This is a genomic window from Halomonas sp. HMF6819, from assembly GCF_044335525.1.
Classification (GTDB): domain Bacteria; phylum Pseudomonadota; class Gammaproteobacteria; order Pseudomonadales; family Halomonadaceae; genus Vreelandella.
In genome coordinates this window covers 500,407-518,404 of record NZ_JBIQVY010000002.1, presented here as the reverse complement: position 1 = coordinate 518,404, position 17,998 = coordinate 500,407, and the positions used below count along the sequence as shown (strand labels likewise).

The window sequence follows — 17,998 nt, the reverse complement described above, 5'->3', positions numbered from 1 at the left end:
TTCGCTACTTTCAAGCGAGCGTTAGAAGTTGGCCTTGCGCTTCTCGACGAACGCGCTCATGCCCTCTTTTTGCTCTTCACCCGCGAAGCAGAAGGCAAACAGGCTGGTTTCCAGCGCCAGCGCGCTGTCCAGATCCTGATCCAACCCGTCGTGAACTGCCTGCTTGGCCGCGCGCACCGCCTGGCGGCCGTTGCCCTTGAGCTGCTTTGTGAGCTCCTCGGCGTAGCTTGAAAGCTCGTCCTGGGTCATGACGCGGTTGACCAGCCCAATGCGAAGCGCCTCTTGAGCGTCGATTTTGCGCCCGGTGGTCACCAGATCGATCGCCAGCGCCGGTCCGACGCGGCGCGGCAGGCGCTGGGTGCCGCCGAAACCTGGAATCACGCCGAGCAGCACCTCGGGCTGGCCGAACACGGCGTTGTCGCTTGCCACTGCCCAGTCGCAGGCCAGCGCCAGCTCGCAGCCGCCGCCCAGACAGAACCCGTTGACCAGCGCCACCACCGGTACCGGCAAGGTTTCCAGCCGTTTGATGGTGGAAAGCGCCTGAGCAGCGAAGGCGCGCGCCTGCTCGGGGGTCTTGTCGCGCATTTCAGTGATATCCGCCCCGGCCACAAACGCTTTCTCGCCGGCGCCGGTCAGCAGCACCAGGCGCAGGTTGGGCTGACGCTCGAGCTCGTTGAGGTGAGTATCCAGCGCTTCGAGTACGTCGCTGTTGAGCGCGTTCAGCGCCTTGGGACGGTTGATCGTCAGCGTGACGATGCCGTCGTTGTCCTGTTTTTCGATCACTTTCTCGCTCATACCGGCTCCTTCATTTAAACGGGTGGGTGGGCGTTAGAGTTGGCATTTTTCGTAGAGCTGTCAAACACGCAGCCCTATCCATCGAGTCCTCGCGCCTGGTCGCGCAGCACGAACTTTTGAATCTTGCCCGTCAAAGTCTTGGGCAACTCGCTGAACACGACGGTTTTGGGCACCTTGAATCCGGCCAAGCGCGTTCGGCAGTAGTCGATCATGTCCGCCTCGCTCACCTCGATGACATCGGACTTCAGGGTGACGAAGGCGCAGGGCGTTTCGCCCCACTTTTCGTCGGGCCTAGCGACCACCGCCGCAGCTTCCACCGCCGGGTGGCTGTAAAGCACGTCCTCGATTTCGATGGTCGAGATGTTTTCACCGCCGGAGATGATGATGTCCTTGGAGCGGTCCTTGATCTCGATGTAGCCATCCTCGTGCCACACCGCCAGATCGCCGGTGTGGTACCAGCCGCCGGCCAGCGCCTTTTGGGTCGCCTCCGGGTTCTTTAAGTAGCCTTTCATGACGTTGTTGCCGCGCATCAGGATCTCGCCGATGGTCTGGCCGTCGCGGGGAACGGGCTCGAGCGTCTGCGGGTCGGCGACGCACAGCGCCTCGAGCATGTGGTAGCGCACGCCCTGGCGGGCCTTGATTTTGGCCCGCGCCTCGAGCGGTAACGCATCCCAGGCCTTGCGCCAGGCGCACACCGTCACCGGGCCGTACACCTCGGTCAGCCCATAAACGTGAGTGACCTCGATGCCCAGCTTCTCGACCCCGGCAATGATGGAGGCCGGCGGCGCAGCACCAGCGGTGGTCGCCTTGACCGGATGATCGAAGACGCGCTTTTGCGCATCGGGCAGATTCACCAGCGCGTTGAGCACGATGGGCGCGCCGCTGAAATGGGTGACGCCCTCTTCGACAATGAGCGCGTTGATGCGCGCCGGATCCACCTTGCGCAGGCACACGTTGATCCCGGCGCGGGCGGCAATCGACCAGGGAAAGCACCAGCCGTTGCAGTGAAACATCGGCAGGGTCCAGAGATAGACCGGATGGTGGGGCATCGCCCACTCCATGATGTTGCTCACCGCGTTGAGATACGCCCCGCGATGGTGATACACCACGCCCTTGGGGTCGCCGGTGGTGCCGGAGGTGTAGTTCAGCGAAATGGCCTGCCACTCGTCTTCCGGTAGCCGGTAGGCGTAGCCCGGGTCGCCCTCTTGCAGCAGCGCCTCGTACTCTACCTCGCCGATGCCTGCCGACTCGCCGAAAAACTCATCGTCACGCACGTCGATGAGCAGCGGTTTGTCGGTAAGCCCCTCCACCGCCTGTTTGATGACGTCACCAAACTCCGGGTCGACCAGCACCGCCCGCGCCTCCCCGTGGGCGAGCATGTGGTGAATGGCGTGGGCGTCCAAACGGATGTTGAGCGTGTTGAGCACGCAGCCGGCCAGCGGCACGCCGAAGTGCGCCTCGAACATGGCCGGTACGTTGGGCAGCATAACGGCCACGGTATGGCCGGGTTCGATGCCGCGCTTTTCAAGGGCGCTGGCAAGCTGGCGACAGCGCGACCAGGTCTCGGCCCAACTGCGTCGACACCCACCATAGACCACGGCCGGGTAGTCCGGATACACCGCCGCCGAGCGCTCGATGAACGTCAGCGGCGATAGCGCCACGTAGTTCGCCGGGGTCGGCGGCAGATCCTGCTCGAAGATCGTGTTCATGGAGGCATCCTGTTGTCTTTATTGTGTTGGAATGGTCGGGTACCGGGCGTCGCACGCCCGGCGCCGTTTCGCCCTAGTGGGCGCGGCTATCGAACGCTTCCAGACACTCGAACCCGGCCTCGATCACCGCGCGCTGGGCAAGGCCGACCGGCAGCCACTGGGTGATCGCAAAGCGGGCGCTGGCAAGCTTAGCCTGATAGAACGGATCATTCTGGTCGGCGCGGCTTGCGATCAGCGCCGCCTCGCCCATCTGCCAAGCGCACAGCACGTGGCCGGCCAGGGTAAGAAACGGCGTGGCGTAGGCCTGCACGGCGTCGACGCCGCGCGTCTCGTGCCGGCCCTCTTCGAGCAAGATGGCCATCGCCGCGCGCAGATCCTCGGCACCTTGACCAAGTGTTCTGCCAAGCCTTGCAAGCGCGGCGTCATCACCGAGCGCCTGAGCGTTCTGCTCGACCCGCTCGATCAGCCGCGTCATCGCCTGGCCGTCGTCGCGCTGCAGCTTGCGACCGGCCAAATCGAGGGCCTGAATGCCGTTGGTGCCTTCGTAGATCGGCGCGATGCGGGCGTCGCGCAGAAGCTGAGCGGCGCCGGTCTCCTCGACGTAGCCCATGCCGCCGTGCACCTGAATGCCCATAGAGGCGATCTCCACGGCCTGATCGGTGGAGAAGCTTTTGACGATGGGAATCAGGACGTCCACCAACGCCTGGGCCGCACCGCGCTCGCTGGCCTCTTCGCTTTTGCGCGCGATATCGAGCTGGCCGGCGCAGTAAAGCGCCAGCGCCCTAAGTGCGTCGGTGCGCGCACGCATCGAAAGCAGCATCCGCTTGACGTCGAAGTGCTCGCCAATGGCGGTCTCGACGCCGCCGCGCGCCTGGGAAAGCTTGCCCTGCACGCGCTCATTGGCGTAGGCCAGGGCGTGCTGGCAGGCGCGCTCGGCCACGCCAATGCCCTGGATACCGACCTTGTGGCGCGCCTCGTTCATCATGGTGAACATGTGGTTGAGCCCGCGGCCCTCTTCGCCGACGAGATAGCCCACGGCCCCGCCCTGCTCGCCGAAGCTGAGCGTGCAGGTGGGCGAACCGTGGATGCCGAGTTTGTGCTCGAGCGACGCGCAGACGACGTCGTTGCGCTCGCCAAGCGAGCCGTCGTCATTGACGAGAAACTTCGGCACCAGAAACAGCGAAATGCCCTTGTTGCCTTCCGGGGCGCCCTGCTTGCGCGCCAGCACCAGGTGGACGATGTTTTCGGCGGCGTCGTGTTCGCCCCAGGTGATATAGATCTTCTGACCGCTGATGCGGTAGTGATCGTTATCGGGAACGGCTTTGGTGCGTACCTTGGAGAGATCGGACCCGGCCTGGGGTTCGGTCAGGTTCATGGTGCCGGTCCAGCGGCCTTCGACCAGCGGGGTGAGGTAGACCGCTTTGAGCGCGTCGCTTCCGTGGTGCGCCAGCGCTTCGATCGCGCCAGCGGTGAGCATCGGGCAAAGGCCGAGGGCCATGTTGGCGCCGTGGAGCATCTCCTGCACCGCACTTGCCACCACTTCCGGCAGGTTCTGCCCACCCAGCGCATTGGAGACGCCGATGCCGTTCCAGCCGCCTTCGACATAGGCCTGGTAGGCAGCGGCGAAGCCCTCGGCGGTGGTCACGCTGCCGTCCGGGTGGCGCGTCGCACCCTGCTGATCGCCTACTCGGTTGAGCGGGCCCCAGACGTCCCCGGCCAGTTTGGCGGCCTCTTCGAGCACCGCCTCGACCAGATCCGGCGAGGCCTCTTCGAAACCGGGCAGCGACAGCGACCGATGCGAAAGCATCTCCTCGAGAACGAAGCGCAGATCACGAACCGGCGCGACATAATCCTTCATGGCAACCCCTTGGCTTGAATAGAGTGACGGCCAGGCGCGTCTTAAAGCGCTTGGCCGTTAAGACCGCACGATCGACTCATGGTAGTCAAACGAGCGTTTTGACACTATTCATCCAAGGTATCACGTCAGCCGGCAAGCGGCGCTCAAGGCGCGCGGTGGGAGCGGTGAAGCTCGACGGTTTCGACATCGTCAAAGTAGGTGACGTGCGCCTCGTCCGCCGCTGGCGGGCCGACCACCGGCTCCGCCACGTCAACCTCCGGCAGCACCTGAGAGAGATCCTCCAAGTGCTCGTGCTCCAGCGCCCCCTGGACCAGTTCTTCGGTGATGACGAGCTCGGCGCCGGCGCTGGACATCGGGGTCGTGGCGGTGAACGGCGCCACCGGCAGCGGCGCCGGGCGCACGCTGCGCCGCCAGCCAAAGAACAGCAAAAAGAACAGGCTCATCGCGCCGAAGGCCCAAAAAAGCCCGGTATCGCCCACCGCCGTCATCACCGGCGAGATCAGAAGCGGGCTGATAGTGGCGCCAATGGAGTTGATCAGCAAAAGGCCCTGGCTCATGCGCACCAGAGCGCCCGCCGGGGCGCGGTCAGCGGCGTGGCTCACCGCCACCGGGTAGAAGGCGAACACGCCGCCGCCGAGCAGAAACAGCAATACCGCCAGCAAGGGAGTAGAAAGTGGCAGCCACAGCATCGCCCCGGAAATGACGATACAAAACGCGCTAATCCCGATCAGCACCATTTGGCGGTCGTGACGATCCGACCAGCGCCCGATCGGGTACTGAAGCAGCATCGCGCCGAGAATCACCACCGCCATCATCTGCCCGACCTGGCTCACGCTCATGCCAATGCGCTGCAAATAAAGCGGCAGCAGCGAGTAGGCCGCGGCCACCACCATGCCCGAGCCCAAACTTCCCATCACGCCGGTCGGGGTCATGGTGATCAGCCGGTGCGGCGGCAAGGGCTCAGCGTGCTCGATCAAGGGCGATACGCGCGGAATCATCGCCATGGGCAGCACGGAGAGCGACGCTAAAAGGCCAATGACCATGAAGGGGGCGGAGTCGCCCATGGCGTTGGTCACGCCGAGCAGCAGCTGGCCCACCACGCCGGCGGCGTAAAGTGAGATCATGTAGAGCGCGAGCAGTCGGCCGCGCACCTTTTGATCCCCGGCGGTCAAAAGCCAACTCTCGATGACCAGATACACCCCGACCGTGGCCCAGCCGCCGATCAAACGCAGTACGAACCAGGCCCAAGGGTCGAAGAAGAGCCCTTGCAGCAACACCGTGACCGCCACCAGCGAGGCGAAGCTGCCGTAGGCGCGAATGTGACCGATGCGCAGCAGCAAACGGTCGTTGAACATGGCGCCAAAGGCGAGCCCGATGAAGTAGGCCGACGATACGATACCGATCAGCGTGGCGGATTCGCCCGCCGCGTCCAGGCGCAGGGTGATCAGCGTGGCCAGAAAGCCGTTGCCGATGCCCAGAATGAAAAGTCCTAAAAGCGGCGCAAGCGCCATAGCCAACAGTTGCCGCGACATGCCCACCTCACCCTGCCCTGTTCAAAAGCGCTGAAACCCATCGGCCCCTTCGCTGCCGACCGTCGCTTGATTTAACAACCGATCGGTAAAAATCGATTGGAAAACACAGTCTGGCAGGAAAACGGGCGCGCAATTATTACGTGCAAGGCCCTAAAGTCAACGCTTTTTATCGCTTGAACTTATTCCTTGGATACTCGCCGCGACGCACCACGCTGGTGCAGGCGTCATTTTGCATGCCCGGCGAAGGCGGCCAGGGTAAGATGGGGCTTTCAAAACGGATCGAAGGAAGGTGGCATGCTCTCAGGCCTGGACCATTTGGTAGTCACGGTGACCGACATGGGGCGCGCGGTGGATTACTACTCCCGCGTGCTGGGACTCGACGTGCGCTACCGCGACGCCCAGCGGGTCGATTTGATGCTGGGCGACACCGCGCTCAGACTGCACGAGACCGACACCGACATCGCGCCGATCTCCGCCACCCCTACCCCCGGCAGCCTGGATCTATGCCTGCGCTGTCAGCTGCCGCTTGCCGAGTTCATGGATCACCTGGCCGCACTCTCCGTCGAGATCGAGCTTGGCCCGGTGGAGCGCCAGGGTGCCAATGGCGCCATCGAGTCGGTCTATCTGCGCGACCCGGACGGCAATCTGCTGGAAATCTGCCGCCCGCTCGGGCGCTGAATCGCTGCTGACGTAATGATAAGCCCCGCCCGGCACGCTATCATGGGCGGCCCGGGCGCCCGCGAGGCGGACATCTTTGAGTGAAGGAGCGCGCATGCGCCACAACGCGAAGGAAGAGCCCATCGAGGGCGAAGTCGTCAACGAGCGCGTTCATGATGAGCCGCGCGAGCCGGCTCCCAAGGCCGATACCACCGTCGCGCTGGTCGTCTACGCGCTCTATCTGGCCAACTTTTTCACCGGCTTTACCGTGATCGTCGGCGTGATCGTTTCCTACGTCTATCACGGCAACGGCCCGCACTGGCTCGATGAGCACTACCGCTACCAGATCCGCACCTTCTGGATCGGTCTTTTGTATCTCAGCGTGGCCTCGCTGCTTACTCTGGTGCTGATCGGCTTTCCGCTGCTGCTGGCGGTCGCAGTGTGGTTCATCGTGCGCTGCGTAAAAGGGTTCAAGGGCATTCAGGAAAAGCGCCCGCCGAGTGACGTCAACGGGTGGCTGTTGTAGATAATGAGTGACACGACCTCTTCTCGTCGGCAGGCGCTGCAGGCGCGCACCATCAATGCGCTGTGGCGGCGCTTGTCGCGCTGGTCGCTCGCCTCGCTCTGGCGCGGGGCGCGGCTTTTAGGCCCGGCGGTTTACGGGCTCAGCAAGCGCGAGCGCCGGGTCACCCACACCAATCTGGCCGTGGTCTACCCGGACATGCCGACCCGCGAGCGCAAGGCGCTGGCCCGCCAAAGCCTTTGCCACTCGGCGGCCACCATGCTGGAGCTGGGCCACGCCTGGCTTGCCCCGCCCGACACGGTAGAGGCACACATTCTCGAGGTGCACGGGCGCGACAAGCTGGACAGCGCCCGCTCTGACGGGCGCGGGGTGATCGTGCTCGCCCCCCACTTCGGCAACTGGGAAGTGCTGAACTTTTGGCTGTCGAGCCACTTTCCCTTCACCGCCATGTACGAGCCGCCCAAGATCGGGGAGCTCGAGCCGATCATCCGCCACGGCCGCGAGCGCATGGGGGCGAGTCTTGTGCCAACCAACCCACGCGGCGTGGCCGCGCTTTTGAAAGCGCTCAAGCGCTCCGAGGCGATCGGCATTTTGCCGGACCAGGAGCCGAGCTGGGGCAGCGGCGTGTTCGCGCCGTTTTTCGGGCGCAGCGCCTATACCGCCACACTCTTGCCCAAGCTCGTCGCCCGCACTCAGGCGCGGGTGGTGACCGGCGTGGCGCTGCGCCTGCCGGGCAAGGGCTTTGCGATTCACTTTCTCGACGCCGACGAGCGCGTTTATAGCGAGGAGGACGTGGTGTCGGCCACCGGCGTCAACGCCAGTGTCGAGGCCTCGATCTCCCTCGCCCCGGCGCAGTATCAGTGGGAGTACAAGCGCTACCGCAAGGTGATCGAGGAGACCCAGGGCGTGGCCAACGTCAAGAGCTACCGCCTTTACTGAGCGGCTCTACCCGCTTGCGCCGCGTCCTTAGAGGCGGCGCCTTCGCCGAAATCCTCCTGCATCCAGTGGCGCAGCTCGCTCATGTGAGGCGCGTGTTCGGCGTTATCGAGCGCCGGTAGCGCCCCATCAACGAAGCCGCGCTCGCGAAAGGCGCTCAAAAGCCCGGGGTCGCGGCTGAACACGTGAACCGGCACCGCCGCGCTTGCGTTCTCTCCGGTGATCAAGGGCGCGGCCTGATGATCGCCCATCACGATCAGAAGCCCCGTTTCATCCAGCGCGCGTTCGGCAAAACCCGCCACGCTTGCCACCGAGTAGTTCACCGACCAGCCGTAGTGATCGCGAATGCGCTCCAAATCCTGCCACAGCACCTCGGGCGGGTCGGCGGCGTTTTCCCAAGGGCCATAGATCGAGCCGTCGCCGATCATCGCCCAGTTCTCGAGCACCGGCAGAATCGGCGTCCAGGGCGCGTGGCTCGAGATCAGCGTGATCTGGGCGAACAGCGGCGCCCGGTCGAGCTGGCGCCGCGCCACGTAGTCCAGCGTGAACTGATCCGGCATGGTCACCCAGTTCAGCGCCGGGCCCTGATAGGGCATATTGCGCGCGGTGCGAATCTCCTGAAAGCCGTAGGCGATCCCCTCAGGCCAGGCCAGCGTAATGCCCGGCATGACCGTGAGCGAGCGCTGGCCGGTGGCGTGGAAGTCGTCGACCAGGCTCGCGTGGGGGCTTTCGAGCATCAGCCGGTACCAGAGCTGGTTGTCGATCCAGCGCCCGCTGAGCACGCTGGCGTGGGCAAGCCAGGACTGCCCGCCGCGTATCGGCGCCTCCAACAGCCCCGAGACCACGCCGATCCCCCGCGCCTCGAGGCGTGTCTCCATCTCATCGAGGGTCGCTCCAATCAGCTCGGCGTAGCGCGGCTCGATCAGCGCGCTCACCCCGTAGGACTCGATGAAGGTCAACAGCACGTTGCGCCCGGCAAGCCCGGGCAGCGCCTGGGCCTCGAGCGGGCGCTGCTCGAGCTCGGCCTCGAACGCCAGCCGCGCCTGGTGGGTCGCCCGCACTTGCTCGATTTGAAAGCGGGTGGTGTCGATGAGCGGCAGCGCCGCACGCTCGACGACTCTCAGGCCCTGGTAGTGGAGCCCGCAAAGCACCAGCGCTAGCGCCGCGAGCGCGGCCGCCGCCTTCCCCGGCCGTCGCTCGAGCGAGAGCGCACGCTGGGGCGCAAGCAGCGCGTAGATCGAAAGCAGCACGCCCGCGAGTGAAAGCGCGCCCAGCGCCATGATCAGAGTGCCGGCGAGTTGGCCAACGTTGCCAGAGAGCAGATGATAGATCGAGCGCACGAGCGGCACGTCGAGATACAGATTCAGCGCGCGGCCGAAAGCGGCGTGGGTGGCGGCGTCACCCAGGTTGGCGGCGCTCACCAGCCCCACCCACACAACGACCAGCGCCGCCAGCAGCCGACGCCAACCGCGAGCGGGAATCAGCGCCAACGCGGGGGCGAGCATCCACACCTCGAGCGCGACCAGCGGCATCCCCAGGCGTTCAAAGCGCCACCAAAGCGGTGCGACCAGCACGATATTCAGGGCAATGGCGGCGATTAAAACGCGAAGCATGGCATCGTCAACGGCATGAGAAAAAACCCTGTAGGCGGGGCGAAGAGTTCCCTTTATAGTGAACGCGTGGCGCACGAACTTTCGTTAAACGCTCACGCATCGCTATAGTGGCTTGAACGTTGGACAAGGGCGGTCGAGCTTGCCCGGGAACATAACGATAGTCAAAACGCCGGCTGCCATCATAGTGATAAAAATAGTGATAAAAACCGATTCCGGTGCCAGGTAATTGATTACCCATGGCCTTTGAAGGAAGGGACCCCGTTTATGAAAGGTCGTATTGGCACACAGTGGCTTATCGCGCTTGGCCTGGCGAACGCCTCGATCTCCCAGGCAAACGACACCTTTTTCGATGACGTCATCGAGCGCGCCAAAACGCTGGCCGAAGCCCCGTACACGCCCCCCGACACCCCGCTTTCAAGCGCTCTCGAGAACCTGGACTACGATACCTACCGCCAGATTCGCTTCGACCCCGAACGCGCCTACTGGCGCGACGACAGCCCGTTTTCGCTGCAGCTATTTCACAGCGGTTTTCTGTTCAAGGAACCCATTACCCTCAACGTCATCGACGATGACCAGAGCGAACCGCTGCCTTTTGAACGCGACGATTTCCGCTACGAGGGCGAGGCCCAAACACTTTCCAGCGAAGACCTGGCCGATAGCGGCCACGCCGGCTTTCGCCTGCACTACCCGATCAACGGCTCCGACTACCGCGACGAAGTCGCCGCGTTTCTCGGCGCCAGCTATTTTCGCCTGGTCGGGCGCGACCAAGTGTACGGCCTTTCCGCCCGCGGGCTCGCCATCGATACCGCCTCAATCAAGCCAGAAGAGTTTCCCCGGTTTAGCGAGTTCTGGTTTTTCAAACCCCAGCAAGGCGATCATACGCTCACCTTTCTGGCGCTGCTGGATAGCCCCTCGATCAGCGGCGCCTACCGCTTCACGCTCACGCCGGGCGAGCAGACCAACCTCGAGGTCGAAGCCGAGCTCTTTGCTCGCGAGGATATCGACAAGCTCGGCGTCGCGCCGCTGACCAGCATGTTCACCTTCGGTGATGTCACCGCTAATCGGCCGGACGATTTCCGCCCCCAGGTGCACGACTCCGACGGGCTTTTGATGCACACCGGCCAAAACGAGTGGATCTGGCGCCCGCTCTCGAATCCGGACGACACGCGCCTGTCGCTTTTCAGCGACGACGACCCGGCCGGGTTTGGCCTGATGCAGCGCGAGCGTGATTTCAACCGCTACCTGGACATGGAAGCGCGTTACCATCGCCGCCCAAGCCAGTGGGTCGAACCGCTGGCGAACTGGGGCCCGGGTCATGTCGAGCTCGTCGAACTGCCTACACCGGACGAGACCCACGACAACATCGTCGCCTACTGGGTCTTCGATGACCCGCTCGAGGCCGGCGAGTCGCTTGCGCTTCACTACCGCACCTACACCCTGAACGACACGCCCGAGGCCAATCAACTGGCGCACGTCTTTCGTACTCGTCAGGGCCAGGCGGGGCTCGCCAGCGACCCGGCCTCGAAAGAGCAGCGTCAATTCATCGTGGATTACGAAGGCGGCGAGCTTGAAGGCCTAAACGACGACGCCCCGGTGACGCTTTTCATCGACGCGGGTGACGTTGAGGCGCGCGAAGCCCACTTGCTCGCACTGCCGGAAAACCGCTGGCGCGCGAGCTTTCGCGTTCCGGCCAACGCGACGAGCGACATCCGCCTGCGGCTCGAGCTGAACGGCGAGCCGATCAGCGAAACCTGGAACTACGTATGGACTCCTGATGACTGAACAGCCGACCACCGCCGTCGCCATTCCCGGGCTTTTCTGGCGCCGCGCTTTCTATACGCTGGCCGTGCTCACCACCAGCGTGGTGGGGCTGGTGGCGATGTACCACGTCGTCGAGGATCTTGCGCTGGGGTGGCAAATCGCTTTGCTGGCGCTATTCGCGCTCACCTTTAGCTGGATCGCCATGGCCTTTTGGGGCGCGGTGTGCGGATTCGTGCTCTGTGCGCTGCGCCTGGATCCACTGTCGCTACGCCGCCAGCGGCCGACCCCACCCAGCGCCTACCGGCTTTTAAGCAAGACCGCGCTGGTCATGCCCATTTATGCCGAGCCGCCGGTGTCGACCATCGCCGGGCTCGAGGCGACCTGCCGTTCGCTGTTGAGCCAAGCCCGCACCGAAGGCGGCGGCGAGCTCGCCATCGGCGAGCACTTCGACGTTTTCATCCTAAGCGACACCCAAACTCTCACCCAGGCCCGCGAAGAGGCGGCCCACGTGGCGGCGCTACAGCAGCGTCTGGCCGGCCAGATCAACGTCTACTACCGCCGCCGCGAGAAAAACGAGGGGCGCAAGGCGGGCAACATTGCCGAGTTCTGCCGGCGCTGGGGCCGGCGCTACGACTTCATGGTGGTGCTCGATGCCGACAGCCTCATGAGCGGCGCCACGCTCTTGCACATGGTGCATCGCATGCAGCGCGAGCCCCGCGTGGGTTTGATCCAGACCGTGCCGATCCCGGTAGGCCAGCGCACGCTGTTCGGCCGCTGCCTTCAATACGCCTCGGCGCTTTATAGCCCCATGCTCGCCGCCGGGCAAAGCTTTTGGCAAGGCGATGCGGCCAACTACTGGGGCCACAACGCCATCATTCGCACCCGCGCGTTCATGGCCCACGCCGGGCTCCCCGCCCTGCCCGGCAAGGCGCCGCTTGGCGGCGAGCTTCTAAGCCACGACTTCGTCGAAGCTGCCCTGTTGAAACGCGGCGGCTGGCAGGTGCTGCTGGATACCTCCGCCACCACGGCGGTATCGCGACAGGCGCCGCATACCGGCGCCTCGCACAACAGCTTCGAGGCAATGCCGAGTAACTTTCTCGATTTCGCCAAGCGCGACCGGCGCTGGCTGCAGGGCAACCTGCAGCACCTGCGCCTGCTCTCTGGCGCCGGGTTTCACCCCATTAGCCGGCTGCACTTTCTGTTTGGCGCCTTTGCTTATCTCTCATCGATCGTGTGGCTAGGGCTTTTGGTCTGCACGAGTTTGCTGGTTGGCGTGCAGGCCCTCGCGCCGCCTCAAAACTCCGAGCTCCCCCCGCTACTGTCGTTCGGGCTTTTGTGGATCACCCTGTTAATGCTGCTCGCACCAAAACTTCTGGGCTATCTGCTGACATTGGCGCAGTGCCCACGCGCCTTCGGCGGACGTTTCAAGCTGACGCTTAGCGTGCTGTTCGAGCTCGCCTTCGCCGCGCTCATCGCGCCCTTGATGATGGCCTGGCACAGCCTGTTCATCGTCAACGTGCTGCTTGGCCGCTCGGTCGAGTGGCAAACCCAGCACCGCGGCGAGCGCTCGCTTGCCTGGCGCGAAGCCTGGCGCCACACCTACTGGATGACGGTGTGCGGCGTACTTTGGGCCGGCGCCATGGCGGCGTGCTCGCTGCACGCCTTTTTCTGGCTGACACCGGCCTGGGCGGGGCTCGTGCTGGCCACGCCCATCGTCAAATACTCCAGTAGCGGTACCTGGGGCGGCGTGGTCAGCCACCGGCTGGGGCTTCTGAAAACGCCCAGCATTAGCTACCGCCCCACGCTTCTGGACGACTTCGCCGCCCTCGGCGCCCGAGGCGATACGCCCGGCCACGCCCCGCTCGAAGGCGTCATCGCTCCGCTTCCCGGCGAGCTGGTAGGCGACATGCCGTGTCAGTCGTTTCGATGTTTCGACAACCGCCCTGCCAGCGCCTCGGCCCGTGAGCCCCACTGATGCGCCTTGCGCTCGGTCAACGGCTTAGAAGCAGTGGCGGACTAGCGCGCTCGCTGATCATCTACTGGCGCCCCGGGCGGCAAAAAGGGCTCAAACGGCTTTATCATCCGTTCATCGTACCCGGCGAGGTCGCTTTCGATATCGGCGCCCACTTGGGCGATCGCAGCGCCGCGTTTCAGGCACTCGGCGCCAGGGTCGTAGCACTCGAGCCGCAGCCGGAGCTGGCGCGCTGGTTTCGCCGTATCATCAAACACGACGACATTACGCTGTTGCCGGTAGCGGCGGGCGTGGAGTCGGGTCACGCCGAGATCGCGATCAGTAGCGCCAACCCGACCCTTTCGACCCTCGCCCACGACTGGCGCGGGCGCATCGGCACGGAGAACCCGGCGTTCAAGCACATTGCCTGGGAGCGCACGCTGCGCGTCGAGGTGACCACTGTGGACCGGCTCATCGAGCGTTTCGGCATGCCCTGCTTCATCAAGATCGACGTAGAAGGGTTCGAGGCCGACGTGCTCAAGGGCCTGAGCCACGCCGTAGCGGCACTGTCAGTGGAGTTCGTCGCCGGCGTGTTGCACGTAAGCCACGCTTGTATCGAGGAGCTCACCCGGCTCGGCGATTACCGCTTCAACGCCATTGCCGGCGAGCAGCGCGCCTTTCGCTTTGCCACGTGGCAAACCCCGGGCGCCATTCGCCGCTGGCTCGACGACGGCGCCGACGGGCTCGCCTCCGGCGACCTTTACGCCTGCCGCGTCGACCATCCGCTGGTGGCCAACCACGTCTGACTCTGACAAGGAATTGCATGATCTACCACTGGCAAGCGCTGAGCGCGCCCCAACTCAAAGCGGTGGCTGCCAATGAGGCGGTCGCGGTGCTCACCCTGGGCGCCACCGAGCAGCACGGCACACACCTGCCGCTCGCCACCGACCTGATCATCGGTGAGGGGCTTCAACGTGCGGCGCTGGACGCGCTCGACCCCACCATCGACGCGGTGTGTCTACCGCCGCTTGCCGTCGGCGCAAGCGATGAGCACGCAAGCTTCGCCGGCACGCTGAGCCTTCCGCCTTCGCTTGCCATCGCCACGCTCGAGGCGCTGGGCGAAAGCGTGTGGCGGGCGGGGTTCAAGAAGATGGTGTGGATCAATAGCCACGGCGGTAACAAGGCGGTGATGGATTTGGCCGCGCTCACGCTACGAAAGCGCTTTGACATGCGCGTGGTTAAAGCGACCTACACCCGCCTGCCACCGCTCGAGGGCGCCATCGACGCCGAGGAGCTGCGCTTTGGGCTGCACGGCGGGCTGTTGGAAACCGCCATGATGCTGCACTTGGCCCCAAAGCTGGTCGACCTGCAGGGCTACCGGCCTGCGGAGCCTGCGCGCCCGCAAACCCCAAACTACCTGGTCGCCCCCGAAGGCGCGGCGGCGTTTGCCTGGCTGGGCGAAGATTTGAGTACTCAGGGCGTGGCGGGCAACGCATCGAATGCCGAGGCCGCGCTTGGCAAGCGTCTGGTCGAACACTACGGCGCAACGCTTGCCCGGGTGATCGAGGAAACCGCGGCGCTCCCCCCTTTCGAGCCGACCCAGGGCAATTCTTGAGTCTTTCTCGCCCTTAAAAGCCAGCACGTGGGCCGAACACTCGCGCTGACAACGGCTTAATGGCCGCGACTTTCCAGCACCTCGTCGAGCAGGTGGCCGGCGCGGTTAGCCTTGGCGCTCAGGTAGCGGTGGTTTTGATCCGTGACGCTGCCGTAAAGCGCCTGACGCGAGGCGACTTCGACGCCGCCAGCCTCCAGCGCCTGCATCTTGAGCGGGTTGTTGGTGAGTAGCTGCACCTTGTCGATGGCAAGCGCTCGCAGCATGTCCACCGCCACCGCGTACTGACGCTCGTCGTCGCCAAAGCCGAGTACCTGGTCGGCATCGACGGTGTCGAGCCCGCCGTCCTGCAGGGTGTAGGCACGAAGCTTGTTGGCAAGACCGATTCCCCGCCCTTCCTGGGCCAGATACAACAGCACCCCGCCGCCCATCGCCTGAATGTCCGCCACCGCGTTTCTCAGCTGCTCGCCGCAGTCGCAGCGCAGGCTAGCGAACAGATCACCGGTCAGGCAGGCCGAGTGCATGCGAAGCGGCACCGGGCCTTTCATGCGTTCAGGTTCGCCGATCACCACCGCCACGTGCTCGCGCAGTCCGTCCGGCTCGCGAAACAGCACGAAACGGCTCTCGACCGCCTCTTCCAGCGGAATGCGCGCTTCGCTGACGCGCTTGAGCATCCCCGGCGCCCCGGCCAGGCACTTGGCTGCCTCATCGGCGTCGATCTCCAAAAGCTCCGCTTTCGCGAGCTTTTGATCGATCACCGCTGCCTGGGCATCGCTGATCTCGGCGCAGAGCGCGGCGGGAATGAGCAGCGCCCGGCGCATCAGCGTCAGCGCGGCGCGCTCGCCGCTGGCGGCGGGCTTGAGGCCGGTGAGCAGCGTCGACGAGGAACTCGCCTCGCCCTTGGCCACGGCCAGCCGGTGCAGGTCGCTTTCGCTGATCTGCTCGTGAAGCGGCAGGCTCGCCGCCTCGGCCTCGAGCGATATGCCCATGGCCTCGAGCCGGTGGCGTGTCAGCACCATCGAGGGCCGGGAGCCCGACAGGCTCGCCAGCGTATCGATCGAGTCGCTGCCTTCCAGCGCCTGCACCAGCAGGCGCTGATCGCCGGTTTTCAGAATGACGGGAAGCCCGCGGCGAATATCGAAAATAGCGCGTTCAATGTGATACATGTAGGCCTCCTGGTTGCCTGGTCGAGCGAGCAAGGGTCGCTGCTTGCGCAGGGCGTGTGCCCCTGGCATGATTCCACGTTGTTCTCTTCATGGAGGCGTCATGCCCCACTCCAACGGTGTTGTAGGTTCTGACGGTGCCGGTTCCGGCGGCGAGCACGGGTCGATCGACGGTGAAACCGCCTGGCGTTGGCTGCTCGACCGGCGCGCCGGCGTTTTGAACGGCCCGCTTCGCGTCGACGATGAAGGCCAGTGGCAGTGCGGTGACGCCGTGGGCCTGACTGATGAGGCGCGCTCGATGCTGGAGTGCCTGGCGCCGCTGGCAGTGCGCGAGCGCTGGACGCTGGCGCAGCTGGGTCAGAGCCTTGACGGGCGTATCGCCACCGAAAGTGGCCACTCCCACTACATCAACGGCTTCGAGAGCCTGGTGCACCTGCACCGGCTTAGAGCGCTGGCGGACGCCGTGGTGGTCGGCGCGGGCACCGCGGTGGCGGATGACCCTCAGCTCACCGTGCGCCACGTCGAGGGGAGCCACCCGGTGCGCGTGGTGCTCGACCCGCGCGGGCGCGCGCCCGCTACGCTCGGCGTGCTGCAAAGTAGCGAGCCGCCCACGCTGCACGTGACCGGCCCCGGCGTCGAGACGTTGGAAAGTCGCGCTACGCAGTGCGTGCTGGCCCTCGATGACGCCGGCCAGTTCGCCCCCGCTGATGTCGTTGCGCTGCTTCACGAGCGCGGCTACCAACGTATTCTGGTAGAAGGCGGCGGCATCACGATTTCGAAATTCATCGAGGCCGGCGCCATCGACGCGCTGCACCTGATGGTGGCCCCGCTTTTGATCGGCTCCGGCCGGCCGGGGCTCAAAATGACGCCGATCGATACGCTGGAGAGCGCGCTGCGCCCCCGGATGCGCACCTTCCGCTGCGGTGACGATACGCTGTTCGATGTTTGCCTGAACGCCGCCGCCGTTTGACGGGGTTGCCCGGCCGCGACGGCTTAGGGCGACCCAAATGCCCGGCACGCTAGAAAGCATCACCAGTACTCCGTAAGCGAGCGAAATGGCCACGCCCTGGGAGGACGGCAGCCCGACGAACATCCAGATCGTGGCCGCCGCCCCCTCGCGCAGCCCCCAGCCGGCGATCGACAGTGGAATCAGCATGGCCAGCAACAGCACCGGCGCCAGCGCCAGAATGCTCAAGGCGCTTTGCTCGACCCCGATGGCGCGGGCCGCACAGACCATGACCAGGCCGTAGCTAATAACAATGGCAAGGGATGAAGATAACTGCCAGTACCAAACGCTGCGCCCTAAAAGGCTTCGGCGCAGATCGCGCCCAAACGCGCTACACCAAGCCGGCAACGCCTGGCGGCGAGAGAGCCCCACCCCGAGTGCCACCAGCCCCATACCGACAAGCGTCAGGCACGCCACCAGCGCCACGATGCTCGTCACTCCCAGCGAGCGGTGCCAAAGCGGCGACGTACAAAGCGCCAGCACCATCAAAAGCGCCACTGCGGCCTGGCCCGAGGCGCGCTCGAGCACCACCGCGCGCCAAGCGCTTGCACTGCTAGCGGACTGCGTGGCGTGACGGTGGGCGCGACCGGCATCGCCCAGCACGCCGCCGGGGAGCAGCTGGTTGACCAGTAGCGCCAGATAGTACTCGGCGAGCGCGTAGCGGTAGCGAAGCGGCACCTCCAGGCACGCGGCGGTGAGCCGCCAGCGCCAAGCGCTCAGCATCACCTGCGCCACGCTGATAAGCAGCGCCAGCGCCGCCCAACCCGGCGAAAAGCGCGTGACCTCGCGCATAATGTCGCCAGGGTTGACCCACAGCGCCACCGCGCCCAGCAGCGCAAGGCTCAACAGCGCCCGCTGCACCCAGGCGGTCTTGAGCCAAGC

General features: G+C 65.0%; 14 protein-coding genes and 1 pseudogene. 8 read left to right on the top strand and 7 right to left on the bottom strand.

The window, feature by feature from the left end; genetic code table 11:
• Window positions 1-21: 21 nt before the first annotated feature.
• The 4 genes from ACGLWX_RS08340 to ACGLWX_RS08325 form a co-directional block, all read right to left on the bottom strand.
• Window positions 22-795 carry an enoyl-CoA hydratase-related protein gene (locus ACGLWX_RS08340; RefSeq protein WP_396238898.1) on the bottom strand — a complete coding sequence of 258 codons (774 nt, stop codon included), beginning with the start codon at window positions 793-795 and terminating at the stop codon, window positions 22-24.
• 74 nt (window positions 796-869) lie between these two features.
• Window positions 870-2,504, bottom strand: coding sequence for an acyl-CoA synthetase (locus tag ACGLWX_RS08335; RefSeq protein WP_396238896.1), 1,635 nt, complete (start codon window positions 2,502-2,504; stop codon window positions 870-872).
• A gap of 73 nt (window positions 2,505-2,577) precedes the next feature.
• Window positions 2,578-4,362, bottom strand: a complete 1,785-nt coding sequence (locus ACGLWX_RS08330; RefSeq protein WP_396238894.1) for an acyl-CoA dehydrogenase — start codon at window positions 4,360-4,362, stop codon at window positions 2,578-2,580.
• Window positions 4,363-4,505: 143 nt separating this feature from the next.
• The gene (locus tag ACGLWX_RS08325; RefSeq protein WP_396238892.1) at window positions 4,506-5,894 is read right to left on the bottom strand and encodes an MFS transporter; all 1,389 of its coding nucleotides are present in this window, start codon (window positions 5,892-5,894) and stop codon (window positions 4,506-4,508) included.
• Between the two features lie 294 nt (window positions 5,895-6,188).
• Between ACGLWX_RS08325 and ACGLWX_RS08320 the strand changes: the two genes are divergently transcribed.
• The 3 genes from ACGLWX_RS08320 (at window position 6,189) to ACGLWX_RS08310 (ending at window position 8,013) form a co-directional block, all read left to right on the top strand.
• A complete protein-coding gene (locus tag ACGLWX_RS08320) occupies window positions 6,189-6,572 on the top strand; it encodes a VOC family protein (RefSeq protein WP_252106621.1) in 384 nt (127 codons plus the stop codon).
• A gap of 94 nt (window positions 6,573-6,666) precedes the next feature.
• On the top strand, window positions 6,667-7,077 hold the full coding sequence (locus tag ACGLWX_RS08315) for a DUF4870 family protein (protein ID WP_396238890.1): 411 nt from the start codon (window positions 6,667-6,669) through the stop codon (window positions 7,075-7,077).
• A 3-nt stretch (window positions 7,078-7,080) separates the two neighbouring features.
• Window positions 7,081-8,013, top strand: coding sequence for a lysophospholipid acyltransferase family protein (locus ACGLWX_RS08310; RefSeq protein ID WP_396238888.1), 933 nt, complete (start codon window positions 7,081-7,083; stop codon window positions 8,011-8,013).
• Here the strand turns inward: ACGLWX_RS08310 and ACGLWX_RS08305 are convergent.
• A complete protein-coding gene (locus tag ACGLWX_RS08305; RefSeq protein WP_396238886.1) occupies window positions 8,007-9,623 on the bottom strand; it encodes an alkaline phosphatase in 1,617 nt (538 codons plus the stop codon). The genes ACGLWX_RS08310 and ACGLWX_RS08305 overlap by 7 nt on opposite strands.
• Before the next feature lie 264 nt (window positions 9,624-9,887).
• Here ACGLWX_RS08305 and ACGLWX_RS08300 point away from each other — a divergent pair, with 264 nt between their 5' ends.
• The 4 genes from ACGLWX_RS08300 to ACGLWX_RS08285 are packed head-to-tail and all read left to right on the top strand — an operon-like array spanning window position 9,888 to window position 14,950.
• Window positions 9,888-11,405 carry a glucan biosynthesis protein gene (locus tag ACGLWX_RS08300; protein WP_396238884.1) on the top strand — a complete coding sequence of 506 codons (1,518 nt, stop codon included), beginning with the start codon at window positions 9,888-9,890 and terminating at the stop codon, window positions 11,403-11,405.
• On the top strand, window positions 11,398-13,359 hold the full coding sequence (gene mdoH / locus ACGLWX_RS08295; RefSeq protein ID WP_396238882.1) for a glucans biosynthesis glucosyltransferase MdoH: 1,962 nt from the start codon (window positions 11,398-11,400) through the stop codon (window positions 13,357-13,359). Before ACGLWX_RS08300 ends, mdoH begins: the two co-directional genes overlap by 8 nt.
• Entirely contained in the window at window positions 13,359-14,141 is a 783-nt protein-coding gene (locus ACGLWX_RS08290) for an FkbM family methyltransferase (protein ID WP_396238880.1), read from the top strand. The genes mdoH and ACGLWX_RS08290 overlap by 1 nt, the downstream gene beginning before the upstream one ends.
• Before the next feature lie 17 nt (window positions 14,142-14,158).
• Complete coding sequence (locus tag ACGLWX_RS08285) at window positions 14,159-14,950, top strand: creatininase family protein (protein WP_396238878.1); 792 nt, start codon at window positions 14,159-14,161, stop codon at window positions 14,948-14,950.
• 56 nt (window positions 14,951-15,006) lie between these two features.
• On the opposite strand, the gene ribA is transcribed toward ACGLWX_RS08285, so the two are convergent.
• The gene (gene ribA, locus ACGLWX_RS08280; RefSeq protein ID WP_396238876.1) at window positions 15,007-16,113 is read right to left on the bottom strand and encodes a GTP cyclohydrolase II RibA; all 1,107 of its coding nucleotides are present in this window, start codon (window positions 16,111-16,113) and stop codon (window positions 15,007-15,009) included.
• A 67-nt stretch (window positions 16,114-16,180) separates the two neighbouring features.
• Here ribA and ACGLWX_RS08275 point away from each other — a divergent pair, with 67 nt between their 5' ends.
• Complete coding sequence (locus ACGLWX_RS08275) at window positions 16,181-17,080, top strand: RibD family protein (RefSeq protein WP_396239432.1); 900 nt, start codon at window positions 16,181-16,183, stop codon at window positions 17,078-17,080.
• Between the two features lie 72 nt (window positions 17,081-17,152).
• Here the strand turns inward: ACGLWX_RS08275 and ACGLWX_RS08270 are convergent.
• Window positions 17,153-17,977, bottom strand: a pseudogene (locus ACGLWX_RS08270) (YbhN family protein); the annotation flags it as partial.
• Window positions 17,978-17,998: the final 21 nt, after the last annotated feature.